Origin of the sequence: Paenibacillus sp. FSL H7-0357 (assembly GCF_000758525.1) — a bacterium.
Taxonomy (GTDB): Bacteria; Bacillota; Bacilli; order Paenibacillales; family Paenibacillaceae; genus Paenibacillus_AQ.
On sequence record NZ_CP009241.1, the window covers coordinates 4,082,484 to 4,105,174 of the forward strand.

Below are 22,691 nucleotides of genomic sequence, written 5' to 3' on the forward strand. Positions count from 1 at the left end.
ACATTCTTGGCGGCAGCCATTCTATTCTTTGGCATTAGTGTAATTCTTTTTGTTTTTCGAAGCTTAACTGCAACAGGAACGGATGTTGTTGCTGTAAATGATATTACACAAACGATTGTTGAACATTGGGACACTCTGGATCAGTCTGCCTTGCCAGGTCGTCAATACAGCTTGGAATATACAGTACTGGATAGCCACGGGGAGCTGGTTGGGGCCACAAGACGTGGATTAAGTGAGAATATAGACTCTGCTATCTATAATCGGGATACGATTGTGGATATTTCGCGCAATGACACGGTATTGGGGAAAGTAATTTTTTTTAATAATACAAGTGAACGATGGAAGCATTACAGGGATAAGCTGCTTGTTTTTTTTGGAGTTAATATCATTTTTATCATTTTGTTTTGTTTAATCTATGCAGTATATATCGACAGATCTATTTTTCGCCCTTTTCGTAAGCTGCAGGCATTTGCCCGTCATGTGGCAGAGGGCAAGCTGGATATGCCGCTCGAAATGGAAAAGGGCAACGGGTTCGGTGCATTTGCAGAAAGCTTTGACTTAATGAGAGAGGAACTCGCGAAAGCGCGCGAGAACGAAAGACTGGCAAATCAGAGCAAAAAGGAGCTGGTAGCCTCACTTAGCCATGATATAAAAACGCCTGTCGCCTCCATTAAGGCTGTCTCCGAAGTTATGATTTTGAATTCTGTTATTGAGGATGACATAAGCCAGCTGGAAGTGATTAATGCAAAAGCTGACCAGATAAATACATTGATCACGAATATGTTTAGTGCAACATTAGAAGAGTTACAGGAGCTAACTGTCAGAGTAACGGAAGAGTCGAGTGTATTACTGGGGGATCTAATCAAAAATGTTGACTATAATAATAGAGCTACTATATCGCCTATCCCCGAATGCATTGTGCTAATAGATATGCTTCGGCTTCTGCAGGTAATTGACAATATCATAAGCAACTCTTATAAATACGCGGGTACATCCATTGGTGTATTAGTAAACATCAAAGGACAATATCTGGAGATCGAATTCAAAGACTATGGACGCGGGGTCTCTCCGGAGGAAATCCCACTTCTATTCAATAAATTCTATCGTGCCCGAAATTCAGTCGGCAAAAGCGGAACAGGACTGGGATTGTATATTTCCCAATATCTGATGGACAAAATGTCCGGTGATATCATTTGCAGGAATATAGATGGCGGTTTTGTGGTGATCTTAAGATTACATATCGCGTAAAAAATTTTAGAATTGGTTAAGAACTGTCTAAAGACCCGCTAAGAATTAAAAAGCTAAGATAAGACTGTAAATAAAACTTTAACTGCTTTACAGGCAGTAAGTTTTAACAGTCTTTTTTAATAGGGGGCCACGTAATGAGTCAAGTAATTATCACAACCGATAAGCTTAGTAAATCGTTTTCTACTGGGGGTGTGCAGCAGCACATTCTTAAAAATCTTGATCTGGAGATATTATCCGGGGATTTCACCGTAATCATGGGTTCTTCCGGTGCGGGAAAATCTACGCTCATGTATGCCCTATCAGGTATGGATAAGCCGACGCTAGGCTCCGTTACATACTTTGATCAGGAAATCGCAAAGCTGTCCAATGATAAGCTGGCGGTTTTTCGCAGATTAAATTGCGGATTTGTATTTCAGCAAATGTTCCTGCTCGATAATATGAGTATATTGGATAATGTTATTGCCGCAGGCCTGCTTGTCAGTAATGACAGAAAAGCCATCGCTGCACGAGCAAAAGATCTGTTTGCGCAGGTAGGATTAACTGAAATGATTTGGCGGAAATTCCCTACCCAATTGTCCGGTGGGGAAGCTCAGCGTGCTGCAATTGTGCGTGCATTAATAAACCAGCCAAAGGTTGTTTTTGCCGACGAACCCACAGGCGCTCTTAACTCCGCGGCAGGTAAAGTGGTACTTGATGTGTTGACCGATCTTAACAGCAAAGGGCAAAGCATCATCATGGTTACCCATGATCTGAAATCTGCAAGAAGAGGAAACCGGATTTTATATATGCGTGACGGTGTTATTCATGGCATATGCAACTTAGGCAAATACGTAAGCGGCGACAGGGAGCGGCACGGCAAGCTTCAGGCCTTCCTCACTGAAATGGGGTGGTAAAGTTGCGGAAATTAGCTATGCTCAGCTTTGCAAATATACGAAAAACCAAAGGACACACGGTTTCACTGTTGCTATTGTTCCTCATTGCCGGATTGCTGCTAAATGCGGGCTCGCTAGTGTTTGTGAATTTTGGCAGTTATTTTGAAAAAGTCACCAAAGAGCTTAAGACAAACGATGTGTACTACCTCTTGCCAAATCAGTTATATACCGGAGAGGTAGATGAGTACATCAGAAATAATAATAATGTATCAAACATGCACAAAGAGGATGTGTTATGGGCTTCGGCATCCATCCCCTATAATGGTGAAACACGTAAGACCAGTTTTATTCTCAATGATATGGATAAAAAACGTGATTTCTCTAAATGGAGATTTGTTGAAAAGCATTTACCGCCTGATTCCATGTCCATATATGTGCCGTATATATTGAATATTGACGGTGGTTACAAGCTGAATGACAAAATTGAAGTTACCTTGGAAGATGAAGTTCTTACATTTACAGTAAAAGGGTTTACAGAAGATGCCTTTTTCAGTTCTTTTGATACCGGAACTTTAGGGGCTTATCTTCCTCATGAAACCTATGAAAAGCTTGTACAGAAGCTGGGTAACAAATATAGTTCAACACTTGTTTTTGCTGATCTTGATAAAATAAATAATGAAGTTGAAACAGGGATAGGACAATTAATACAAAAGAATCAAAAATTTGCTGTTTCTACTTTAGCTGCAGCAACCAGTACGGATACATTATCCACCATGGATTTAGATACGTTGAAATCAACCCGTGTTACTATGGCAAATATAGTATCGGTAATGTCCATGGCTTTCGCTATTATTATCGCAGTTGTATGCTTTATCGTAGTGCGGTTTAGAATTGGTAACAGCATTGAAGAAGACATGACCAAAATCGGGTCTTTAAAGGCGATCGGATATACCAGCAGACAAATTATAGGGTCTATTGTAATGCAGTACATGCTTATTGCCTTGGTTGGCAGTATAGCAGGCATATCGTTGTCCTATTTAGCTACGCCAGTACTTTCTAATATGTTTGCCCATCAATCCGGACTTATGTGGGTGCAAGGCTTCGATGGAGCAATCAGCAGTGTTATTCTATGTACAATTTTATTCATTGTTATCATTGTTTCCTTCATTTCCTCGGGACGAATTCGTAAGCTTAATCCGATTGTAGCCTTAAGAGGCGGAATCACAACCCATAACTTCAGAAAAAACCATTTACCGCTTCATAAGTCAATAGGCAGTCTGCCGGTCGTTCTCGGGTTCAAATCCATGCTGCAAAGCAGGAAGCACACCTTCATGATGGCAGTGATCCTTGCCGCTGTATCTTTTGCCAGTACCTTTGGCTTTGTGATGTTTTATAACACTGTTATTGATACAAAGGCATTTGCAGAGACTCCCGGAGTCGAACTTTCAAATGTGATGGCTGTTTTGAATTCGGATAAGGATCAACCAAAGCTTGTTGAAAACATTAAAAACATGAAGAATGTAAGAAAAGTGCTGTATCTTGATGAGGCTAAGATTAAGATAGAGAGCTATGATGTAACTGCTTATGTGATGGAGGATTATTCTGCAAAAGAAACAGATACCGTCTATAAGGGCAGATATCCGCTGCATAGCAACGAAGTTGTGCTTGCCGGTATCTTAGCTGACAAGCTGGATAAAAAGGTCGGAGACCGTGTCACGATAAATGTCGGCGCTAAGCAGGCTGAGTATCTGATCACTGGCTTATCTCAAGGTGCAAATATGGGCGGAATGAATGCGTCGATACGACGGGACGCCTTCCTTAAGCTTAACCCGGACTTTAAACAGCAGAGTCTGCAAATCTATTTAAACAAAAATAGTAAATCTGATGTATTTATAAACAAGCTTAAAAGCGACTATGGAGATTCTATCTCGGCAACAGTAGACATGGATAAAACCCTGGAACAGGGTATGGGCACTTACTTATCAATTGTCTCGAAGCTTGGGATTGGCATGATGGTTATAACCTTAGTTGTCGTGATTCTGGTTCTGTATTTTGTAATTAATTCATCGGTTATTCGTAAGAAACGTGAACTGGGTATACAAAAAGCAATTGGTTTTACAACCTTCCAGCTAATGAATCAGCTCTCGCTTGGATTTCTGTCGCCTATCATGATAGGCGTATTGCTCGGAAGCGCAGCTGGAATTACCCTAACCAATCCATTCATGTCAGTGGCTATGAGTGCTATGGGGATTATGAAGGCGAATTTTATTATCATGACGTCGTGGATTACTTTGCTTGGTGTGGCACTTGTCATTGTTTCTTACTTTACTTCGATGCTGATCACATACCGCATCCGTAAAATATCCGCATATGCTTTAGTAAGTGAGTAAATTCGATAGGGTGGGGACGTGGATAATCACGTTCCTTTTTTTGCTTTAATTATTTGTAATATTTTATATATAACGCTCGGTGCGATACTAATGTGAAAATATCTATTTAAGAAAAATTTAAGATCTACACACCTGGATTTTAAGTTGTTCAGTCTAAACTTTGTACCAAGAAGAAATAGGAGGAACATCAAGCCATTTACGAAGACAGTGCAGAAGCCAAGGTGTTCCTGCTTCACTGACAAAAATTATGGCCGGATTTCGCGAAGATGAGGAGGTTACATATTAAAAACGGAGGTGTCTTAGTGAAAAAAATCTTCATGATTGCATTAACTATAACCATTTTAATTGGAGGAAGCCTCTACTTCCAAACTCAAAGCAGCTACTCAGAATATGTAAGCATGCAGGCTGACAAAACCATCTCAGAGGAATTAAATGCCGTAGATAACAATCCGAAGAATGTCAAGACAGAGAATGAGAAGCTGGGCAATGAGGAGCCCCCAGAGGAGATTTCTTTGGATGTTACGCCAGATGTTGAGAGAACTCCTGAGGATATCGCCTTGGACAAACGACTTGATGCAGATAGAAAAAGTAATGAAAGAACTTATCGGGAGGAAGGAAGAACAGGGTCATCAATTAGGCCAACGATAGAAATTCCGACTTTGTCTATCGATGATTATATAGGTATCTACAAAACTGTTGATGCATACATGAGAGAAAATTCGGATCGGTTTCCCGAGCCGGCAGACAATGGCACCAGAGGAAGCACTTCTGATCCGAGAATCCAAAATATTCTATATGCAGAAGAAAAATCAGGTATCATAGCAGGATTTGAAGATGAAAACCTGGTGGCATGGGCAGTGAAAAAGCTGGACGGAGCATATACCAACCTCTTGCTAGGGAGAACGTCTGCGGGAGAGGACTGGCAAGTTCTCTCAGAAGGAGACGTATATCAGTTGAGAAAGGAAATTAGCGATGGAAATTAAAGCGGAAAATGTAACAAGAACATTTGGAACGAAACGGGCCATTGATGAACTGAATTTTATTTTGCCTGAAGGTGTGTACGGACTTTTGGGAGATAATGGGGCAGGGAAAAGCACCTTGATGCGAATTCTTGTGGCAATCGACCATCAGACCAGCGGCAAGGTTACCTTTAACGGCAAGGATATCTTCCATATGAACGACGACTACCGGAATCTTGTGGGATATATCCCTCAGGATTTCGAGGTGTATCCCGCGTTCACGGCAACGGAATATCTGGAATATATGGGAGCACTGAAGGGGTTGTCAAAAAAGGAACTGAAGCACAAAGTTCCAGAGGTATTACAGTTTGTCAACCTGGAGAAAGTGGCTAATAAAAAGGTCAAAACCTTTTCCGGAGGGATGAAAAGGCGGGTGGGCATTGCCCAAGCCATCATTAACGATCCAAAGATATTAATTTTTGACGAGCCCACCGCTGGGCTTGACCCCCATGAGCGAATCCGTTTTTCAAACATCATAAGCGAAATGGGACAGGACAAGATCATCTTGTTTTCTACCCACATTATTTCGGATATCGAAGCAATCACCACCAATGTGATTATCCTAAATCAGGGCAAAATTAAAGAGCAAGGTAATGTGCAAAAGATGTTATCCGGGATTAAAGGAAAAGTGTTCACCGAGGAGATGGACAGAGAGCGGCTTGCCTCCTTTAAGAAGGAACACCTCATCGTACGAATACGGCAGGAAGAAAACGCTGTCAGTGTACGGTACTTGGGAGAAAAGGAATCAGGCGCAATCGTATGCGAGCCCACGCTGGAAGATTACTACATCCACTTAGGGAGTGGGAGCCATGCGTAATTTCATTCCATTAGAACTGAAAAAAATACGAAATAAAAGTACGGTGATTATCAGCCTACTCTTTCTCACAATTATTCTGATCCCTTTGGTTCAAACCGCCCGGAGTATCGATGTCTTGGATGATGAGGGAACCATACATAGCGGCATTGGGGGCTGGGATATTTTAAGGGAGCGAACGGTTGAGGGCACGATGACGACAGATTATTTATTACAAATGAAACAGAACTACGAAAACAGTGTGGACAAACCTTATATTGAGGGGGAAGTGGATACAGACCGCAAGCTGGGCAAAAAATTGATGTTTCCTCACGATATGCTGAACTGGGAACTGAATTTTCCATATGAAAAATACCGTGTGCTCGATAACAGCTTAAATGTAACCAATGAGCAGCTCGCCAGTTTTTATAAGGATTGGAAGGGCAGCTTTACCGAATATTTATCCAATGAACAAAATCTATTTCCTTATACAAAGGAACAAATCGAAATCATATCCCAGAAAATGCAAAAAGTACACACCCCATTTTTATTCAAATACGATAGCGGCTGGGAGTACCTGAAAATAGGTTTATTAAATACGATCTACCTTTTCTTTATGTTCTTGGCCTTTATCCTATGTGAGGGATTCTCCAAAAACAGCAGCAAAGGAATTGACAAGGTGACCTTATCCACCAAGGAGAGCCGGAGGAAGCTGCTCAGCTATAAGCTTGGCGCCGCTAGTGTGTTTTCTACGATAGCCTATTTTGCGTATATTGCGATCGTACTGCTGTTTGTTGCTGTAGTCTATACGCTGCACGGCTGGGACTCTTCGGTTCAAATCGGAACGACTACATTTTATTCGATGAATCAGCTTCAAGAGGCGTTACTCTATATTGCCATGGGATACTTTTCCACCCTCGTCGTGACGCATCTTATCCTGTTTTTGTCCGTGGTTTTTAAAAGAGGGAGACTGGTATTAGCAATTTCACTGATTTATTTTTATCTCGTCAATACTTATCAGATGGGGAGGGGGGCGCTGATTGAAAAAGTGATGGTCTTCATGCCCCAGAACTTTATCAATAATCTTATAGGCATAGAGAAATTATATTTTGTGGGTAATACCGTGTTTCCTTATGTTTTTGTCGCCCTGTTTCTGGGTACTGTGTACATTCTCTTATCTCGAATCGGTATCTCTATATGGATGAGAAGATATTATTTACAGTAGAGGAAGGTAGGTGAAATCATGAGCTACTTATCAAAATTAAACAGAAGTAAAATCCTAAACATAAACGTATTCGGTTTTTTGTTGGCATTGTTTCTGATACTTACCTTTTACAACCTAGACACCATCAAAACAGGTTATTTAAATCAGGCAAGATATGAGGTAACAGATGGGACGGAATACCGGTATTTCTATCAGCCGGAGGTATTGGATGAAGTTGAGATTAACAAGATTTTGGAAAAATACAGAGAACTTAGCCTACCAGAAGACAGGAATACAGCGGATGTTGCAGATTTGCCAGCCTTGGATATGATTATCCAAGTGTATGGCTGGGACTGGACTGGAATACGGGATGTCTCAGCAGAACAATTCTATCAGGACAGGGCAGACATCATCAGAAGTGCACAGGAGGAAGCGGGGAGTTCCAGGAAAGGAAACAGCAACGGGACTTTTGCAGCGGCTTCTCTCTCCGAACTTATCCGGATGGGTTATGCTGAGGGCTGGAAGAACGTTAATTCAGGGATGAGCCAGTGTGTTTTTATTGTCCTGGTTCTCATTTCCATTGTACTGGTTCCAATTTTTAATGAAGACGAGACCTTGGGCGTGGACGGACTGGTGAAATCCACGAGGTTTGGGAAACGTAAGCTGAGTAGGGTACGGATCATCAACGCCTTCCAACTCTCTTCACTGCTTTATCTGGCGGCGGTGGCGATTTACATTACGCCTATATTCTTTATGTACGGTTTACAAGGAGCGGATTTGCCTATACAAAGTAGTCCACAATTTTTTTTATCAATGGTTGAGGTGAATTATTTCGAGCAGTTTTTGATCAACCTGGTCATTGGATATGTGGCAATCTCACTGATGACAGGGATTACCTTATTGATCAGCGTATTAGTCACACAGGTTTATACTGGCTACGCCCTGTTATTATTCACCATAGCCATATCTTACGCCATTCAGATGAGCGAGGTATTCTTTCTGAAACATTACGTGGGCAATTTTCTGCCCATGCAGATAGCCGAGTTCAACAGCTATTACACAAGTTTTGAACCCTATGGAGGTATTTCTACAATCATTGCCGTTCCTTCCATTACTGTTGCAGTTTTATTTATGCTCCTACTATTTTTGCCAAGATGGATTAATAAAATGAGGTTTACTTCTTAAATTGAGCATTATACATAAAGTTAAAAACAACTTGATCGATTCCATCCGAGAAGATTTCATGAATCTGATGCCATCAATTTTTGGTATTCACGAGGTGCATAGCCTGTGATTTGGCGGAACTGCCGACTAAAATGCTCAATATTCATGTATCCGCAAATTGCGGCGATTTCGGAGATCCGATGCGGACTATGAAGCAGCTTTTCCTTGGCAAGACGGATTCGGCATTGAATGACGTCGTCCATGCACGAAATGCCAAAGGTTGACTTATAGATGGCCTGTAAATAGCCAGAACTGAGATGCACATGTTCGGCCATAGCCGGAACGGCCCAAGAATGACCCGGGTTGTTGTATACCGCTTTGCGCAGATTCAACAGATTTTGATAGTGAGGAGTATTATTCGTACTGTGCGAAGCTTCAATAAGCTTATTGATGATAATTCGGAATAAGTAATCCATAGACAGCTCCCGGTAAGCGCAGGAAAAGAAATGTTCAGCCGTAAGCAACTGAAACAATTGGTGGAAATATTCCGGGTCGGGCATGGGAAAGGGAACTCCATGTAGTAGCTTTGATTCCTTCAAATGAATTTCGTCTGAATCAAAATGAATCCAGTCATTCCCATAGCTACCTGCACAGGCCCGGTAGAGTATCTTTTGATGAGGTTGGAAGACTACCGCGCAGTTAGCAGGGTATTCCTTCATCTCGCCCTCAACCCAGAATTGGGCGGGTGTTCTGGTGAGAAGGAGCAACCATGTATTATGTCCTTCAGGGACGTCATAAACAAAATCTGCGGTATGGATGGCATCATATCCGGCATAGTATATTGTTATCATATCATTAGCCTTTCTTAGAATAGATCAAATATACGACAGTATACATCATTCAATAGAGCCGTGTCATTGACTTATAATTTCATGTATATAATTGAACTGAAATTCTTCTACTTCGGGATTGGCCGTGACTCCAGAGAATGTTTGGACTTCCGGCCGCTGTTAGGTTTGGATTTCCTGAATTCAACCGCGAATCGCGGTAGAAATCCAAACCTAAAGGCGGACGCTATCGCTCCTCCAGTTCCAAAATTCCCCTCCGCCACTTTTCCCTAAATGTAATTCTCAAGTTCAATCTATTTCTCACCATATGAGAAATAATCAATCAATAACATTCAATTATGAGGTGAAATCATGAAGTACAGCAATCCCGTAATTAAAGGTTTCTATCCCGATCCAAGTGTTTGTAAAGTAAATAATAAGTATTATCTCGTCAGCAGTTCCTTTCAATATTATCCTGGCGTACCTTTATTCGAAAGCGATGATTTAGTGAACTGGAGACAAATTGGACATTGCTTAACAAGACAATCACAAGTTCATCTTGAGAAGATAGACAGTTCTGGAGGAGTATTCGCATGCACCATCAGATATCATAACGGTCGTTTTTACATGACCACCACTAATAATTCTACCGGGCAAAATTTCTATGTTTGGACAGATGATATCTACGGCGAATGGTCGGAGCCCATCTTTGTGGACCAAGGGGGGATAGATCCCTCATTTTACTTTGAAGGAAATTCAATCTACTTTATGAGCAACGGCACTGATGACACTGGAAGGAACAGCATCTTTCAATGTGAGATAGATATCGAAACTGGTGAAAAGCTTACACCAAGCCGCGTGATCTGGCATGGAACAGGGGGACGTTATCTGGAATGCCCTCACCTGTATAAAATCAATGATCTCTATTACTTAATGGCAGCAGAAGGAGGAACCGAATATGGACATATGATTGTATATGCAAGAGGCAATTCCCCTTACGGACCTTTTGAAGCGTATCCCAATAACCCCGTTTTAACAAACAGGAATCTGGGGGGATATGAGATACAGGGTGTAGGCCACGGAGATTTAATTCAAGATCACGATGGAAATTGGTGGATCGTTCATTTGGGATTTCGGCAAATCGGCAGATGGGTTATGCATCATCATCTGGGGCGGGAAGTGTTTTTGATGCCAGTTACTTTCCATGAAGATCATTGGTTTACGGTGGGAGACGATGGTACGACTCAGGGGGAAGTTGAAACAAACTACATTCCCAATTCGGCTAAACAGATAGAACAGACGCAGTATACTTTTCATAACACAAGCTGGGATATAGATTGGTGTTACTTACGTTATCCCGATAAACAGAATTATTTGCTGGGTGATGGGGAATTGAAATTAAGAGGTTCACAGATTTCATTAGATATGGCGGATTCTCCGACCTTTATCGGTTTGCGTCAAAAGGATTTCCGTGTAGAAATCTCCTGTGAGATTAGAGTGAATGATGGTGAAGCGGGAATAACGTTATACATGGATGAGCATCATCACTATGATTTCGCTTTGAGAAGAATAGGGGAGCGAATTGAAGCCGTTAAGCGTCTGAACATCGGAAACATTAAGACCATACACGAACAATCCGATTTAAATTCAAATGTAGCCATTTTAAAGATTATTTCAGATCATGACACTTACTCTTTTCAGGTAATAAGCGATGGTATAGCAATTGATTTGGGCTCTGCGCAAACCAGATATCTCTCCTCAGAGGTTGCCGGAGGTTTTACCGGCGTTGTAATCGGGTTATATTCCCAGGATGGAAGCTGTTCGCAATTCAATGACTTTAGCGACTTCAAATGTACGTATTTAAATTAACAATATGTATTTTGGCGAAAAACCCTCATCATTGGTGACGAGGGTTTTTTCAATGTTGTGTTGGACGAATAATGTATGGGTTTTGACCATTTCAATTTGGATTGATACAATAAGGCAAACTATGTCGAATGACTTTAAAATCAGGTGGGGTGATTTAAGCTTGCAACATGAAAATGAACTTTTGGAGGTATGGTTGTCTTGGTCCCGCATCAATTCAAATTTAAGTGAAAAGTTAGAACAAGCTCTGCTGAACAATTATAATTTATCTTTGAAGGAGTTCTATGTTTTAAATTTCATATCCAATGCTGAGGAAAAAAAATTACGGCTACAGCAACTTCAAGAACTTGTGGGACTAAGTCAAAGTGCTACATCGAGACTCGTCGTTAGAATGGAAGCTAAAAACTGTGGTGCGTTAGAAAGACATATATGCGAGGATGACCGGCGTGGTATTTATACTCGAATTACAGAGTTAGGCGAGAATAAATACCAGCGGGCACTTCAGACCTTTAATCAGGTCTTACAAGCAGAACTAAAAAAAGATGGATTTAATTCAGAAGTAAAGAATCTGACGAAAAAATTATTTTTGTGACCAGTGTAGAGATCTTGTAAGTAGAGTTGAGATGATTGTTAAGTTTAGGATTACGACTTGACATATTTATTTTTCTCCGGTAAATTATATGCATGCGCATGCTTTATTCAATGTTACTGTAATTCAATTCAGCTGATAAGGAGTGGATAGCTATGAAGGTGTTAGTAGTCGGATCGAATGGACAAATCGGACAGCACCTTATTCAACAGTTGAAAGCAAGCAACGATCACACCGTCCGGGCGATGGTACGGAATAAAGAACAAGCCGATACATTTGTACAACAGGGAGTCGAAACTGTTCTCGCGGATTTGGAAGGGACAGTAGACTCCATTGCAACGGCCGCCAAGGGTTGTGACGCTATTGTGTTTACGGCTGGATCAGGTGGAAAAACGGGTGATGACAAAACACTGTTAATTGATTTGGACGGTGCAGGAAAAACTATTGAAGCTGCTGAAAAAGCAGGCATTGACAGATTCATCATGGTCAGTGCAATTCAGGCGAATAACCGGGACAACTGGCACCATAATATTCTACCGTATTACGCAGCTAAGCATTATGCAGACAAAGTGCTCGAAAGCAGCAGTCTGACATACACGATTATACGTCCAGGAATTTTATTGAATGAACCAGGAACGGGAAAGGTGTCTGCTGCGGAAAATATCACTGTTGGCAGTATCCCTCGTGAAGATGTAGCGCGTACCATTGTGGCTGCTTTGGAAGAGAAGCACACCTATAAGCGTGCCTTTGATCTGATTGCTGGTTACGATCCGATTCCTGATGCATTGCAAAAGTTCTGAAAAACCCATAACCTGAAAGTACATACATGCTTGCGCATGCATGATAAATTTAATATATAAGAGCAAAAAGGGGAGCGTTTATCCATGATAGATTTGTTTAGCCCATATTCTTTTAAAAGTTTAGAACTGAAAAACCGTGTTGTGATGCCTCCAATGTGTCAATACTCCGTCGACAATAAAGATGGTATTGCCACAGATTGGCATTACATGCACTATGTTAGCCGTGCTGTAGGCGGAACTGGTTTAATCATAATTGAAATGACTGATGTAGAGCCCGATGGGCGCATTTCCGATTTCGATCTTGGTCTTTGGTCAGATGATCAGATTCCGGCTCTGAAACGGATTGTAGATGCTTGTCATAGTCACGGTGCCAAAGTGGGCATCCAAATCGCGCACGCTGGACGCAAGGCGGAAGATGCTGAAGTTCCAGTAGCCCCTTCAGCTATCGCTTTTGATGAAAATTCTAAACAGCCCCGGGCACTTACCACCGCAGAAGTAAAAGGAATGGTTGAGAAATTCCGCACTGCTGTAGCTCGCGCTGTCCAGGCTGGATTCGATACTATCGAACTTCATGGTGCGCATGGCTATTTGATCCATCAATTTCATTCTCCACTAACGAACAAACGGGATGATGAATATGGTAAAGATCTTACCTTGTTTGGCCGGGAGGTTATTCAGGCTGCAAAGGCCGAGATGCCGGAGGACATGCCACTAATCATGCGTATATCAGCTAAAGAATACGTTGAAGGTGGTTATGGGATTCAGGAAAGCATTGCTTTTGCCAAGGAATATCAAGCTGCAGGAGTAGACATGTTTGATATTTCATCAGGTGGCGAGGGAGCTATTGCTGCATGGGGCAGACCAGGAACTCACGCAGCTTATCAAGTTCCGCTCGCTAGAGATATCAAACAAGCACTCGATATTCCAGTGATCGCTGTTGGAAGATTGGATGATTCAATTTTGGCGAATGCAGTTATAGGAAATGAAGAGGCAGATTTGATTGCAGTCGGAAGAGGAATGCTGAGAAATCCATATTGGGCCTTAGAAGCTGCATCAAACCTGAGAAAAGAAACAGCAGTTCCTAAACAGTATACTAGTGGATTCTAAGCTCGATTTGTCGAGAAATTAATGAGTATTATACGAAAAAAACTTAGGAGGTTTACGATGTTTAATACCGAATCAGTACAACCATTACTTCGTCCTTTTACTTTGGGAAATCTTAATCTGTCTAATCGGACAGTAATGGCGCCAATGACCCGGAATCTGTCTCCCAATGGGGTTCCTGGAGCAGATGTTGCTGCATACTATCGCCGGAGAGCCGAAAATAATGTGGGTCTGATCGTAACAGAAGGCACGGTTGTTGATCATGCAGATGCATCCAATCAGGAGAATGTCCCTTTCTTTTATGGTGAAGAAGCATTGAATGGCTGGGCAAATGTTGTGTCTGAGGTTCATGAAGCCGGCGGCAAAATTATTCCTCAAATCTGGCACATGGGTGCACGGGGCAACGTCAATGATTATTCCGAGTCCGAAATCAGTGGCATCGTTGATGCTTTTGCACAATCGGCAGCCGAAGCCAAGCGCATTGGATTTGATGGAATTGAAATCCATGGAGCTCACGGCTATTTGATTGACCAGTTCTTTTGGGAGAAAACTAATGAGCGTACTGATCGTTACGGAGGCAGCATGATTGCACGTACCCGCTTTGCGGAAGAAGTCATCCAAGCTTGCCGCCAAGCCGTAGGTCCTGACTTTACCATCGTGCTGCGCATCTCACAGTGGAAAGGAACGGAATATACAGCCAAATTAGCGAAAACACCCGACGAGCTTCAGCAATTTCTGCAACCTTTGGTTAACGCTGGAGTGGATATTTTCCATTGCTCGACACGGCGTTTCTGGGAACCGGAATTTGAAGGCTCTGACTTGAATCTTGCTGGTTGGGTTAAGAAGCTTACAGGCAAACCAACCATTACTGTGGGTTCGATTGGCCTTGATGGTGATTTCATGACTCTTTTCACTGAAGGAAAAGGTGCAGAGAATGCAAGTATCGAGAGATTGGTTCAAAAGCTCGAAAATCAAGAATTCGATCTGGTTGCTATCGGTAGAGCATTGCTTGTAGACCCTGCATGGGTCAGTAAAATTCGGGATGGGAAATTGGATGAATTGATTCCATTTACTCCTGAAGCACTCAAAACACTTTATTGATCGGTAGGTTTGGATTTCCTGAATTTAACCGCGAATCGCGGTAGAAATCCAAACCTTGCCCATGCTTCCGAAGCGAGCTTTCCTGCGGAAAGCTTTCAGGCGGACGCTCTCGCTCCTCCAGTTCCAAAATTCCCCTCCGCCACTTTTCCCTAAATGTATATTCTCAAGTTCAATATAGAAAACAAAAGACTGGTATTATGGTATTATCCCCTTCAAGTAGACACTCGTAAAAAACCTCCTGTGTTAACATGAGGAAATGAGTGAACTTGGAGGGGGTTTTTGTATGGCGAAAAAGGGACAAGTATTTCAATCGTACTCAGAGGAATTCAAGGTAGAGGCTATTCAAACCTATCTTAAAGGAGTAGAGAGCTACAAGGTAGTCGCAGAAAGGTTGGGGATTGCGAGTTGTACCCAGCTTAAAGTATGGGTAAAGAAATATCGGATTGGAGAGCCATTTGATACACGTAAGGGTACAACAAACCCTTTGAAAGGACGTCCTCGTACTACATTTGCCAGTATCGAAGAAGAACGAGATTACTTGAAGGCACAGGTGGATTACTTAAAAAAGCGGTATCCAAATCTGTTAACGGAGCGAAGTTCGGGCTACAAGACAAATACGCCGTAATCGAAGAGCTACGTGACCAGCATGGCGTTACCCGCCTATTAGCTATTGCAGGTGTATCTCGAGCAAACTACTACAAGTGGCGAGGTACACAGGCTCAGCGGATTGAAGCCCATGCGCAGGAGCACGCAATTAAAGAGCATATGGTGGCCGTTCACTTAGCCCATCCCTATTTTGGATATCCTCGAATGCGAACAGCCCTGTGGGAGGCCGGCTACCTCGTCAACCACAAGAAGGTGTGGCGGCTCATGAAAGAACTGTCGATCCAGTCGGTCATTCGAAAGAAAAGGAATCGCTCGAGCTATGCTCCTTCCGTGGTCTATCCTAACCGATTAAAGCGCCAGTTTCATGCGACAGCTCCTCAACAGAAGCTGGTAACCGACATTACGTATATCTCAGACGGCACGCGCTTTTATTATCTGTCCGCCATTCAGGACCTGTTTAACAATGAAATTGTGGCCTGGCAGATCTCAGAGCGAAACGACGTAAAACTCGTCCTGGATACAGTTGAACAGTGGACACGAAAAAGAGACGTGTCTGAAGCCGTACTCCATTCGGACCAAGGCTTCCAATACACGTCTCAGGCGTACAACACACGATTAGAGGCATTCAGCGTCAAGGGCAGCCACTCTCGCAAAGCAACCTGCCTAGATAACGCCTGCATCGAATCCTTCTTTTCGCATCTGAAGACAGAAAAGTTGTACCTTCACCAGTTTAAGTCAGAAGCAGAGATTCATCAAGCCGTCGAGGAGTATATCTACTTTTATAATTACCAACGTTTCCAGGCGAAACTCAAACAGCGCGCGCCGATCGAGTATCGGCACGCGCTGGCTGCTTAGCTTTTTTTCATCTGTCTTCTTGACAGGGGTATGACCATTGTACCGGTCTTTTATTTATTTTTTTGTACGTCAATCCATGTAACAGAATATGCAGCCCCCCAATGTAAATTAACGGGTGCACGGGTGGAAGTTCGGGCTACCCGACTATCTATACACGTTGAATGGTACAATGTGAATATAAGCAGAAATTAACACTACCCGGAGGGATGTTTGGCATGAGCGAATCGAATCAGGAGTATATCGTAATTTCGGGTGCGAGGGAAAACAATCTCAAGAACGTATCCTTGCGCATTCCGAAACGGAAGATCACGATCTTCACCGGGGTGTCCGGATCCGGCAAGTCATCGATCGTCTTCGATACGATCGCCGCAGAATCCACGCGATTGCTGAACGAGAACTTCAGCATGTTCGTGCGAAATTTCCTGCCCCGTGTTCCGCAGCCGGATACGGATGCGATTGAGAACCTGAGCATGGCTGTTATTGTGGATCAGAAGCGGCTGGGTGGGGGATCCCATTCCACATTGGGCACGATTACTGATATTTCTCCCATTCTCCGTCTTCTTTTCTCCCGAGTAGGCCAGCCCTATGTTGGACAAGCGCACATGTTTTCGTTTAACGATCCGCAAGGCATGTGTCCCGAGTGTAACGGACTTGGCCGGCGGCTTGGTGTCGACATGAGCATGGCGCTGGACAAGTCAAAGTCGCTCCATGAAGGGGCTATTATGCTGCCGGACTATTCAGTGAACGGCTGGGAATGGAACATGATCGTGCAGTCAGGAGACTTCGATCTCGACAAGAAGCTGAGCGATTATTCGGAAGAGGAACTGGAGCAGCTGCTGTACGCCAAGGCAAGAAAAGTTAAGATGGATTTCGCCGGCAAGGCAACAAATATTACAGTGGAAGGCGTCATTGAGAAGTTCACCAATAAATACATCAAGCAGGATGTGAAGATGAAGTCCGAGCGCACACAGAAAGCTGTTGCGCCGTATATTTCCGAGGGGCCTTGCTCCAGCTGCCACGGTGCGAGACTCAGTCAGGCCACGCTCAGCTGCAAGATCAATGGTCTCAACATTGCGGAGCTATCCTCCATGGAGGCCGGACAGCTCATCCGCGTCATTCGTGAGATTAATGATCCTGTCGCCGTGCCGGTCGTCAAGTCGCTGACGGAGCGGTTGCAGCATCTAGTGGATATCGGACTTGATTACTTAACGCTGGACCGTGAAACGGATACTTTATCCGGCGGCGAGTCGCAGCGCGTCAAGATGGTTAAGCACCTGAGCGGCAGTCTGGTGGATGTTACCTACATCTTCGATGAACCCAGCGTGGGTCTGCACCCCCGTGATGTTCACCTGTTAAATGAACTTCTGCAGAAGCTGCGTGACAAGGGCAATACTGTGATTGTTGTCGAGCATGATCCCGATGTGATCAAGGTGGCGGATCATATCGTCGATGTCGGACCTCACGCTGGCAGCCATGGTGGTACCATTGTGTATGAAGGAAGCTTCCAAGGCCTGCTGGAAGCCGGTACGCTGACAGGCACACATCTGAAACGTCCGCTCCAGTTGAAGCAAGAGTGCAGGCAGCCGTCCGGTAAGCTGTCCATCAAGGAGGCTACACTTCACAACCTGCGGAACGTGAGTGCAGATATTCCAACCGGAGTGCTGACAGTAGTAACTGGTGTTGCCGGTTCCGGTAAGAGCACGATGATTAACGAAGTATTTCTCAGTCAGCATCCGGACGCCATCGTCATCGACCAATCGGCAATAGGAGTGTCAACACGTTCGAATCCCGCAACTTACACAGGCATTATGGATGATGTGCGCAAGGCGTTTGCATCCGCGAACAAGGTGAGTCAAGGCTTGTTCAGCTTTAACTCCAAGGGGGCTTGTGAGAACTGCCAGGGACTGGGTGTTGTGTACACAGACCTTGCCTTCCTCGACAGCGTGAAGCTGCCCTGTGAAATATGCGGAGGCAGACGATTCAAAGAAGAGGTGCTCGCGTACAAGCTGAACGGCAAGTCAATTGCAGAAGTGCTGGAGATGAATGTGGAGCAGGCATTGGCGTTTTTTCAGCTAAAAGAGGTAGTGCGCAAGCTCCAGGCGATGAGTGATGTGGGGCTGAATTATATTACACTCGGCCAGCCGCTCAGCACGCTTTCAGGAGGGGAATGCCAGCGCATCAAGCTGGCCAGCGAGCTGCATAAGAAGGGCAGCATCTATGTGATGGACGAGCCGACGACCGGACTCCACATGTCAGATATCGGTCACCTTCTGGAGATCATAAACCGTCTCGTGGATACCGGCAATACGGTGATTGTTATCGAGCACAACCTCGATGTGATCAGCCAAGCGGACTGGATCATTGATATGGGACCGGACGGAGGCAGCAAGGGCGGCCAGGTTGTGTTCGAGGGTACACCTCCGCAGATCATCCATGCGGAGCAGTCGATCACGGGAAGATACCTGATGTAATTAATGGCCGGAAGTGTTAACGAATTAATTTAAGATGATGGTAACTAAAAATACCGCCCTCGAAAAGGGCGGTATTTTTAGAAACATATAAGGTTAGAATTGAAAGTCTTCATCCTTCAGCGGTTCCACGTTAAGCGCCCGGATATATCCGTTGCCTTTCTTCGAGAAAAAGTCATGCTGCTTGGTGTGGGTACTGATGCCGTTCTGGACAATCGGATTGATCTCTTCCTCGTCGAACAGAGGATCATGGCCCAGATTCATCATCGCTTTGTTAGCGTTGTATCTGAGGAAGGTCTTGACCTCGTCCACCAGTCCGATGGGAGCATAGATCTGCTCCGTATAACGTTCTTCATTCTCATGCAGCAGGCGGAGCAGTCCCACCAGTGTCTGGTGCAGGTCTCGCTGATCGTCTTCCGCAAGTCCGTCAAAGATCTCCTGCGCGAGCACCCCGACATATACCCCGTGAATGCTCTCATCCCGCAAAATAAGGTCGATGATCTCACCGCTGCAGGTCATTTTACCCTGGCCGGCCAGATACAGCGGGTAGAAGAAGCCGCTGTAGAACAAGTAGCTCTCCAGCAGCACGGAGGCCGCCATAGCGAGATACAGGTCTTTAGGCGAGTCTATATTTTTGTAATATTGTGATATGGTCTCCGCCTTGAACTGCAGGTACGGGTTCTCTTCCACCCAGCGGAATACACTGTCTATCTCCTCTGTGGAGGCTAATGTGGTGAAGATGCTGCTGTACGACTTGGCATGAATCTGTTCCATCATGCCCATGAAGCCCAGCACGGCCTTGCGCTGAAGGCCTTCAACATGCTCCATAATCTGGGGCATACCGACTCCGCCTTGAATTGTATCCAGCAGTGTCAGGCCGCCCAGCACCTTCATATAAGAGTCCTTTTCCTGCTCACTGAGCGTGAGCCAGGACATTTTATCATCGGACAATGGAATTTCATCATCTGTCCAGAATTGCATAATGTTCTGATTCCAGAACATCAATGAGAAATCGTCATCGGGACGGTTCCAGTTAACGGCTTGAATAGCGCTCATAATCGTGCAATCTCCTTTTTTTGCGGCCATAGCCTTCCATTTAAATCGAGCAGGTGAGGCATTCCTCGACGGACAGTTTTTTGGTCCGGGTGTAATACAGCGACTTCAGTCCTTTATGCGCCGCATACAGGTATGAGCGGGCCAGTTCCCTGGTGGATACATCGCTGTTGACATGCAGCACGGTCGATATGCCCTGGTCGATATGAGGCTGAATTTCCGCGATCAGGTCAATGACCTTGAACTGATCCATCTGGTAAGCCGATTTATAGAAGAACACATTGTCCGGACGCAGGTACGGCATCGGATAGTATGTGGTTGAATTGGCATAAGTCCGGGTCTCAATCTGCTCCACAATCGGCATAACGCTCGAAGTGGCATTCTGGATATAGGAAATACTGGCTGTTGGCGCAATCGCCAGGCGGTAAGCATGGTACAGACCGTTGGCCATTACTGCATCCCGCAATTGTTCCCAGTCTGCAGGTGACGGGATATACATATCCCCGAACAGCTCCTGCACTCTTGGTGTAGCCGGACGGTAATCCGTTGTCAGGTAACGCTCAAAATAAACGCCGGTGGCGTAGTCTGATGCCTCGAAGCCATGGAATGAGCGGCCGGTTGCAGCAGCGATCTCCATGCTCTTCTCCAGGGAATGGAAGTTCATTGTCATGAAGAAGGTCCGGGCAAAGTCGCGGGCTTGCTCGCTTTCATAAGCGATGTTGTTCTTCGCGAGATAGCCGTGAAGATTCATGACGCCTAGACCAACAGAGTGCATCTCTTTGTTCGCTTTAGCTACGCCAGGGGCATTGGAGATACTGGTCATGTCGCTGACAGCAGTCAGGGCGATCATACCTTCATGCACGGATTCGCGGATCTTGCCGTGTTCCATCACGTTGACAATATTCAGGGAAGCCAGATTACAGCTTACATCGCGGCGGATGGTATCCTCCTGTCCGTAATCGGCAATCTCGGTGGTCTCCTGGAGCTGGAAGATTTCGGTACAGAGGTTGGACATTTTGATCTGTCCGACATTTTTCAGGGCATGGGCCGCATTGGCGTTGCTCTTGTTCATGATATAAGGGTAGCCGGATTCCAGCTGGATCATGGCAATTTTGGTCAGCATATCCCGTGCGCTCATGGCCTTCTTCTTCTTAACACGCGGATCGGCCAGCAGCTTATCGTACATGTCATCCAGATCCATATCGTCGAGATGCGTGCCATAGGCTTTGTACACAGTGTATGGGGCAAATACATGCAGCGGTTCATTGTCCTTCGCCAGCTTATAGAAGCGGTTCGGAATGATCAGCCCAATGGACAGAGTTTTGAGCCTTGTTTTCTCGTCGGCGTTAATCTTCTTGCTGTCGAGGAATTCCAGGACATCCCAGCCAAAAATGTTGTAGTAGGCTGCTCCGGAGCCTTTGCGTTGACCCATCTGATCAGCATAGGAGAAGCCGTCCTCCATGAGCTTGAGCACAGGCATGATGCCCTTGGCTGCATCCTCGACACCCTTGATCGTCTCCCCGCGCGAGCGCAGCTTGGACAGGTTGACTGCCACACCGCCGCCGATCTTTGACAGCTGCATGCAGGTATTGAGCACGTAGTTGATCGAATTGAGCGAGTCGTCCATTTCGATAAGGAAGCAGGAGACGAGCTCACCGCGCCGGCTTTTACCGGCATTCAGGAAGGTTGGAGTTGCCGGCTGCAGACGCTGCTCCATCATCGAACGGGCAAGCACTCCGGCAGTATCGGCGTTGCCGCGTCCCAGGTGGAGGGAGACTGCCGCCACACGGTCCGGGTAGTGCTCCAGATATTGCTTGCGGTCATTGCTTTTTACAGCGTAGTCCATGTAGAATTTCGAAGCTGCCATATAGGATGGGAAGCTGAAGTTGTAGCTATGGGCAATCTGGTAGACTTGCTCAATTTCCTCTACGCTGTACTGCCCGTAAAAGTTCTCGTAGAAATCCTGTTCAATCATGTAATCGACCTTGGCTTTTGTATTTGCAAAAACCAGGCTCCGCCGCTCTACATCCCGCATAAATTCGGCTACTGCCTCAAGGTCTTTGTCCAGTTGAAAGAAGCCGCTCTCGTCCCGCTTCATTAACATGTTGTTCAGTTCAATATGCCGCAACCCGGCTCACCTCCTGTTTAATTCGTTCCACATCGCCAAAAGTACCCGATAACTCAAATTTACCGATAACTGGCACATTGTACTGGTCTGCAATCAAGTCTGCACTGTTTGCGAACAGCTTGCCCCAGTTCTTGTTGCCGCTGGCAGCGATGCCTTTCAGATTGGCATAATTGTTCCCCAAGAAAGCAGACACCTTCTCTGGAATCTGTCCAAAGCCGGTGGTATATGTAATTAGCACATAGGGCTCGTCAATCGTCATATGCTCCTCAATCTGCACAGCCGGCAGCTTCAGCTTGCCGATGAAGCGTTTGACGTTTCCTGTTTTTGAATCATACGCGACTAGCATGGTGTCAGTCCCCCTGTAAATATTGAAACTACTCTTAAAATTGTAAAGATTGAATTGCTTAGTTTTAAATACTGAAAAATCATATTAACACTATATTTAGTGTGCGTTGTTTATTTTAATCACTATATGTTGGAAAGTCAATATTGACAAACCACCTTATTCGTTATAAATCTGTCTAGTAAGCGCTTTGCTAGAGTATCGGAATCCCATAACTTCAGGCGGTGCAAGCACTTTTCCACTTCTGAAGAAGCTGACACA

The 22,691-nt window shown here is 44.6% G+C and carries 19 protein-coding genes; 15 read left to right on the top strand and 4 right to left on the bottom strand.

Features of this window, described 5'->3' with window-relative positions:
* The first annotated feature begins 6 nt into the window (after positions 1–6).
* The 7 genes from H70357_RS17730 to H70357_RS17760 all read left to right on the top strand — a co-directional run bounded on the left by H70357_RS17730 (position 7) and on the right by H70357_RS17760 (position 8,711).
* Complete coding sequence (locus H70357_RS17730; RefSeq protein ID WP_197073596.1) at positions 7–1,248, top strand: HAMP domain-containing sensor histidine kinase; 1,242 nt, start codon at positions 7–9, stop codon at positions 1,246–1,248.
* A gap of 134 nt (positions 1,249–1,382) precedes the next feature.
* Entirely contained in the window at positions 1,383–2,141 is a 759-nt protein-coding gene (locus H70357_RS17735; protein WP_038592197.1) for an ABC transporter ATP-binding protein, read from the top strand.
* Between the two features lie 2 nt (positions 2,142–2,143).
* The gene (locus tag H70357_RS17740; protein WP_038592200.1) at positions 2,144–4,510 is read left to right on the top strand and encodes an ABC transporter permease; all 2,367 of its coding nucleotides are present in this window, start codon (positions 2,144–2,146) and stop codon (positions 4,508–4,510) included.
* A gap of 302 nt (positions 4,511–4,812) precedes the next feature.
* Positions 4,813–5,493 carry a hypothetical protein gene (locus tag H70357_RS17745; protein WP_038592203.1) on the top strand — a complete coding sequence of 227 codons (681 nt, stop codon included), beginning with the start codon at positions 4,813–4,815 and terminating at the stop codon, positions 5,491–5,493.
* On the top strand, positions 5,483–6,346 hold the full coding sequence (locus H70357_RS17750) for an ABC transporter ATP-binding protein (protein WP_038592206.1): 864 nt from the start codon (positions 5,483–5,485) through the stop codon (positions 6,344–6,346). Before H70357_RS17745 ends, H70357_RS17750 begins: the two co-directional genes overlap by 11 nt.
* Entirely contained in the window at positions 6,339–7,547 is a 1,209-nt protein-coding gene (locus H70357_RS17755) for an ABC transporter permease (RefSeq protein WP_038592209.1), read from the top strand. The genes H70357_RS17750 and H70357_RS17755 overlap by 8 nt, the downstream gene beginning before the upstream one ends.
* Before the next feature lie 18 nt (positions 7,548–7,565).
* Positions 7,566–8,711, top strand: a complete 1,146-nt coding sequence (locus H70357_RS17760; protein WP_038592211.1) for a hypothetical protein — start codon at positions 7,566–7,568, stop codon at positions 8,709–8,711.
* 56 nt (positions 8,712–8,767) lie between these two features.
* Here the strand turns inward: H70357_RS17760 and H70357_RS17765 are convergent, their stop codons facing one another.
* Complete coding sequence (locus tag H70357_RS17765) at positions 8,768–9,541, bottom strand: helix-turn-helix transcriptional regulator (RefSeq protein ID WP_038592213.1); 774 nt, start codon at positions 9,539–9,541, stop codon at positions 8,768–8,770.
* Positions 9,542–9,889: 348 nt separating this feature from the next.
* Between H70357_RS17765 and H70357_RS17770 the strand changes: the two genes are divergently transcribed.
* The 8 genes from H70357_RS17770 (at position 9,890) to H70357_RS17805 (ending at position 18,909) form a co-directional block, all read left to right on the top strand.
* Positions 9,890–11,386: a glycoside hydrolase family 43 protein gene (locus H70357_RS17770; RefSeq protein WP_038592216.1), complete on the top strand. Its 1,497-nt coding sequence runs from the start codon at positions 9,890–9,892 to the stop codon at positions 11,384–11,386.
* Positions 11,387–11,507: 121 nt separating this feature from the next.
* Positions 11,508–11,975, top strand: a complete 468-nt coding sequence (locus H70357_RS17775) for a MarR family winged helix-turn-helix transcriptional regulator (RefSeq protein WP_052092582.1) — start codon at positions 11,508–11,510, stop codon at positions 11,973–11,975.
* Positions 11,976–12,127: 152 nt separating this feature from the next.
* A complete protein-coding gene (locus H70357_RS17780) occupies positions 12,128–12,772 on the top strand; it encodes an SDR family oxidoreductase (RefSeq protein WP_038592219.1) in 645 nt (214 codons plus the stop codon).
* Positions 12,773–12,856: 84 nt separating this feature from the next.
* The gene (locus H70357_RS17785; RefSeq protein ID WP_038592222.1) at positions 12,857–13,879 is read left to right on the top strand and encodes an NADH:flavin oxidoreductase/NADH oxidase; all 1,023 of its coding nucleotides are present in this window, start codon (positions 12,857–12,859) and stop codon (positions 13,877–13,879) included.
* A gap of 57 nt (positions 13,880–13,936) precedes the next feature.
* A complete protein-coding gene (locus H70357_RS17790) occupies positions 13,937–14,977 on the top strand; it encodes an NADH:flavin oxidoreductase (RefSeq protein ID WP_038592224.1) in 1,041 nt (346 codons plus the stop codon).
* Between the two features lie 283 nt (positions 14,978–15,260).
* Positions 15,261–15,602, top strand: a complete 342-nt coding sequence (locus H70357_RS37150) for a transposase (protein WP_038586069.1) — start codon at positions 15,261–15,263, stop codon at positions 15,600–15,602.
* Positions 15,485–16,438 carry an IS3 family transposase gene (locus tag H70357_RS17800; RefSeq protein ID WP_442950466.1) on the top strand — a complete coding sequence of 318 codons (954 nt, stop codon included), beginning with the start codon at positions 15,485–15,487 and terminating at the stop codon, positions 16,436–16,438. Before H70357_RS37150 ends, H70357_RS17800 begins: the two co-directional genes overlap by 118 nt.
* Before the next feature lie 215 nt (positions 16,439–16,653).
* Complete coding sequence (locus H70357_RS17805; RefSeq protein WP_038592226.1) at positions 16,654–18,909, top strand: ATP-binding cassette domain-containing protein; 2,256 nt, start codon at positions 16,654–16,656, stop codon at positions 18,907–18,909.
* A gap of 93 nt (positions 18,910–19,002) precedes the next feature.
* Here H70357_RS17805 and nrdF read toward each other — a convergent pair whose 3' ends face one another.
* From nrdF to nrdI, 3 genes are read right to left on the bottom strand one after another with little or no spacing between them, the layout of a single operon-like run.
* Positions 19,003–19,962 carry a class 1b ribonucleoside-diphosphate reductase subunit beta gene (gene nrdF, locus H70357_RS17810; protein ID WP_038592228.1) on the bottom strand — a complete coding sequence of 320 codons (960 nt, stop codon included), beginning with the start codon at positions 19,960–19,962 and terminating at the stop codon, positions 19,003–19,005.
* 40 nt (positions 19,963–20,002) lie between these two features.
* On the bottom strand, positions 20,003–22,087 hold the full coding sequence (nrdE, locus tag H70357_RS17815; protein WP_038592231.1) for a class 1b ribonucleoside-diphosphate reductase subunit alpha: 2,085 nt from the start codon (positions 22,085–22,087) through the stop codon (positions 20,003–20,005).
* Positions 22,074–22,433 carry a class Ib ribonucleoside-diphosphate reductase assembly flavoprotein NrdI gene (gene nrdI / locus H70357_RS17820; RefSeq protein ID WP_038592234.1) on the bottom strand — a complete coding sequence of 120 codons (360 nt, stop codon included), beginning with the start codon at positions 22,431–22,433 and terminating at the stop codon, positions 22,074–22,076. Before nrdI ends, nrdE begins: the two co-directional genes overlap by 14 nt.
* Between the last annotated feature and the right edge of the window lie 258 nt (positions 22,434–22,691).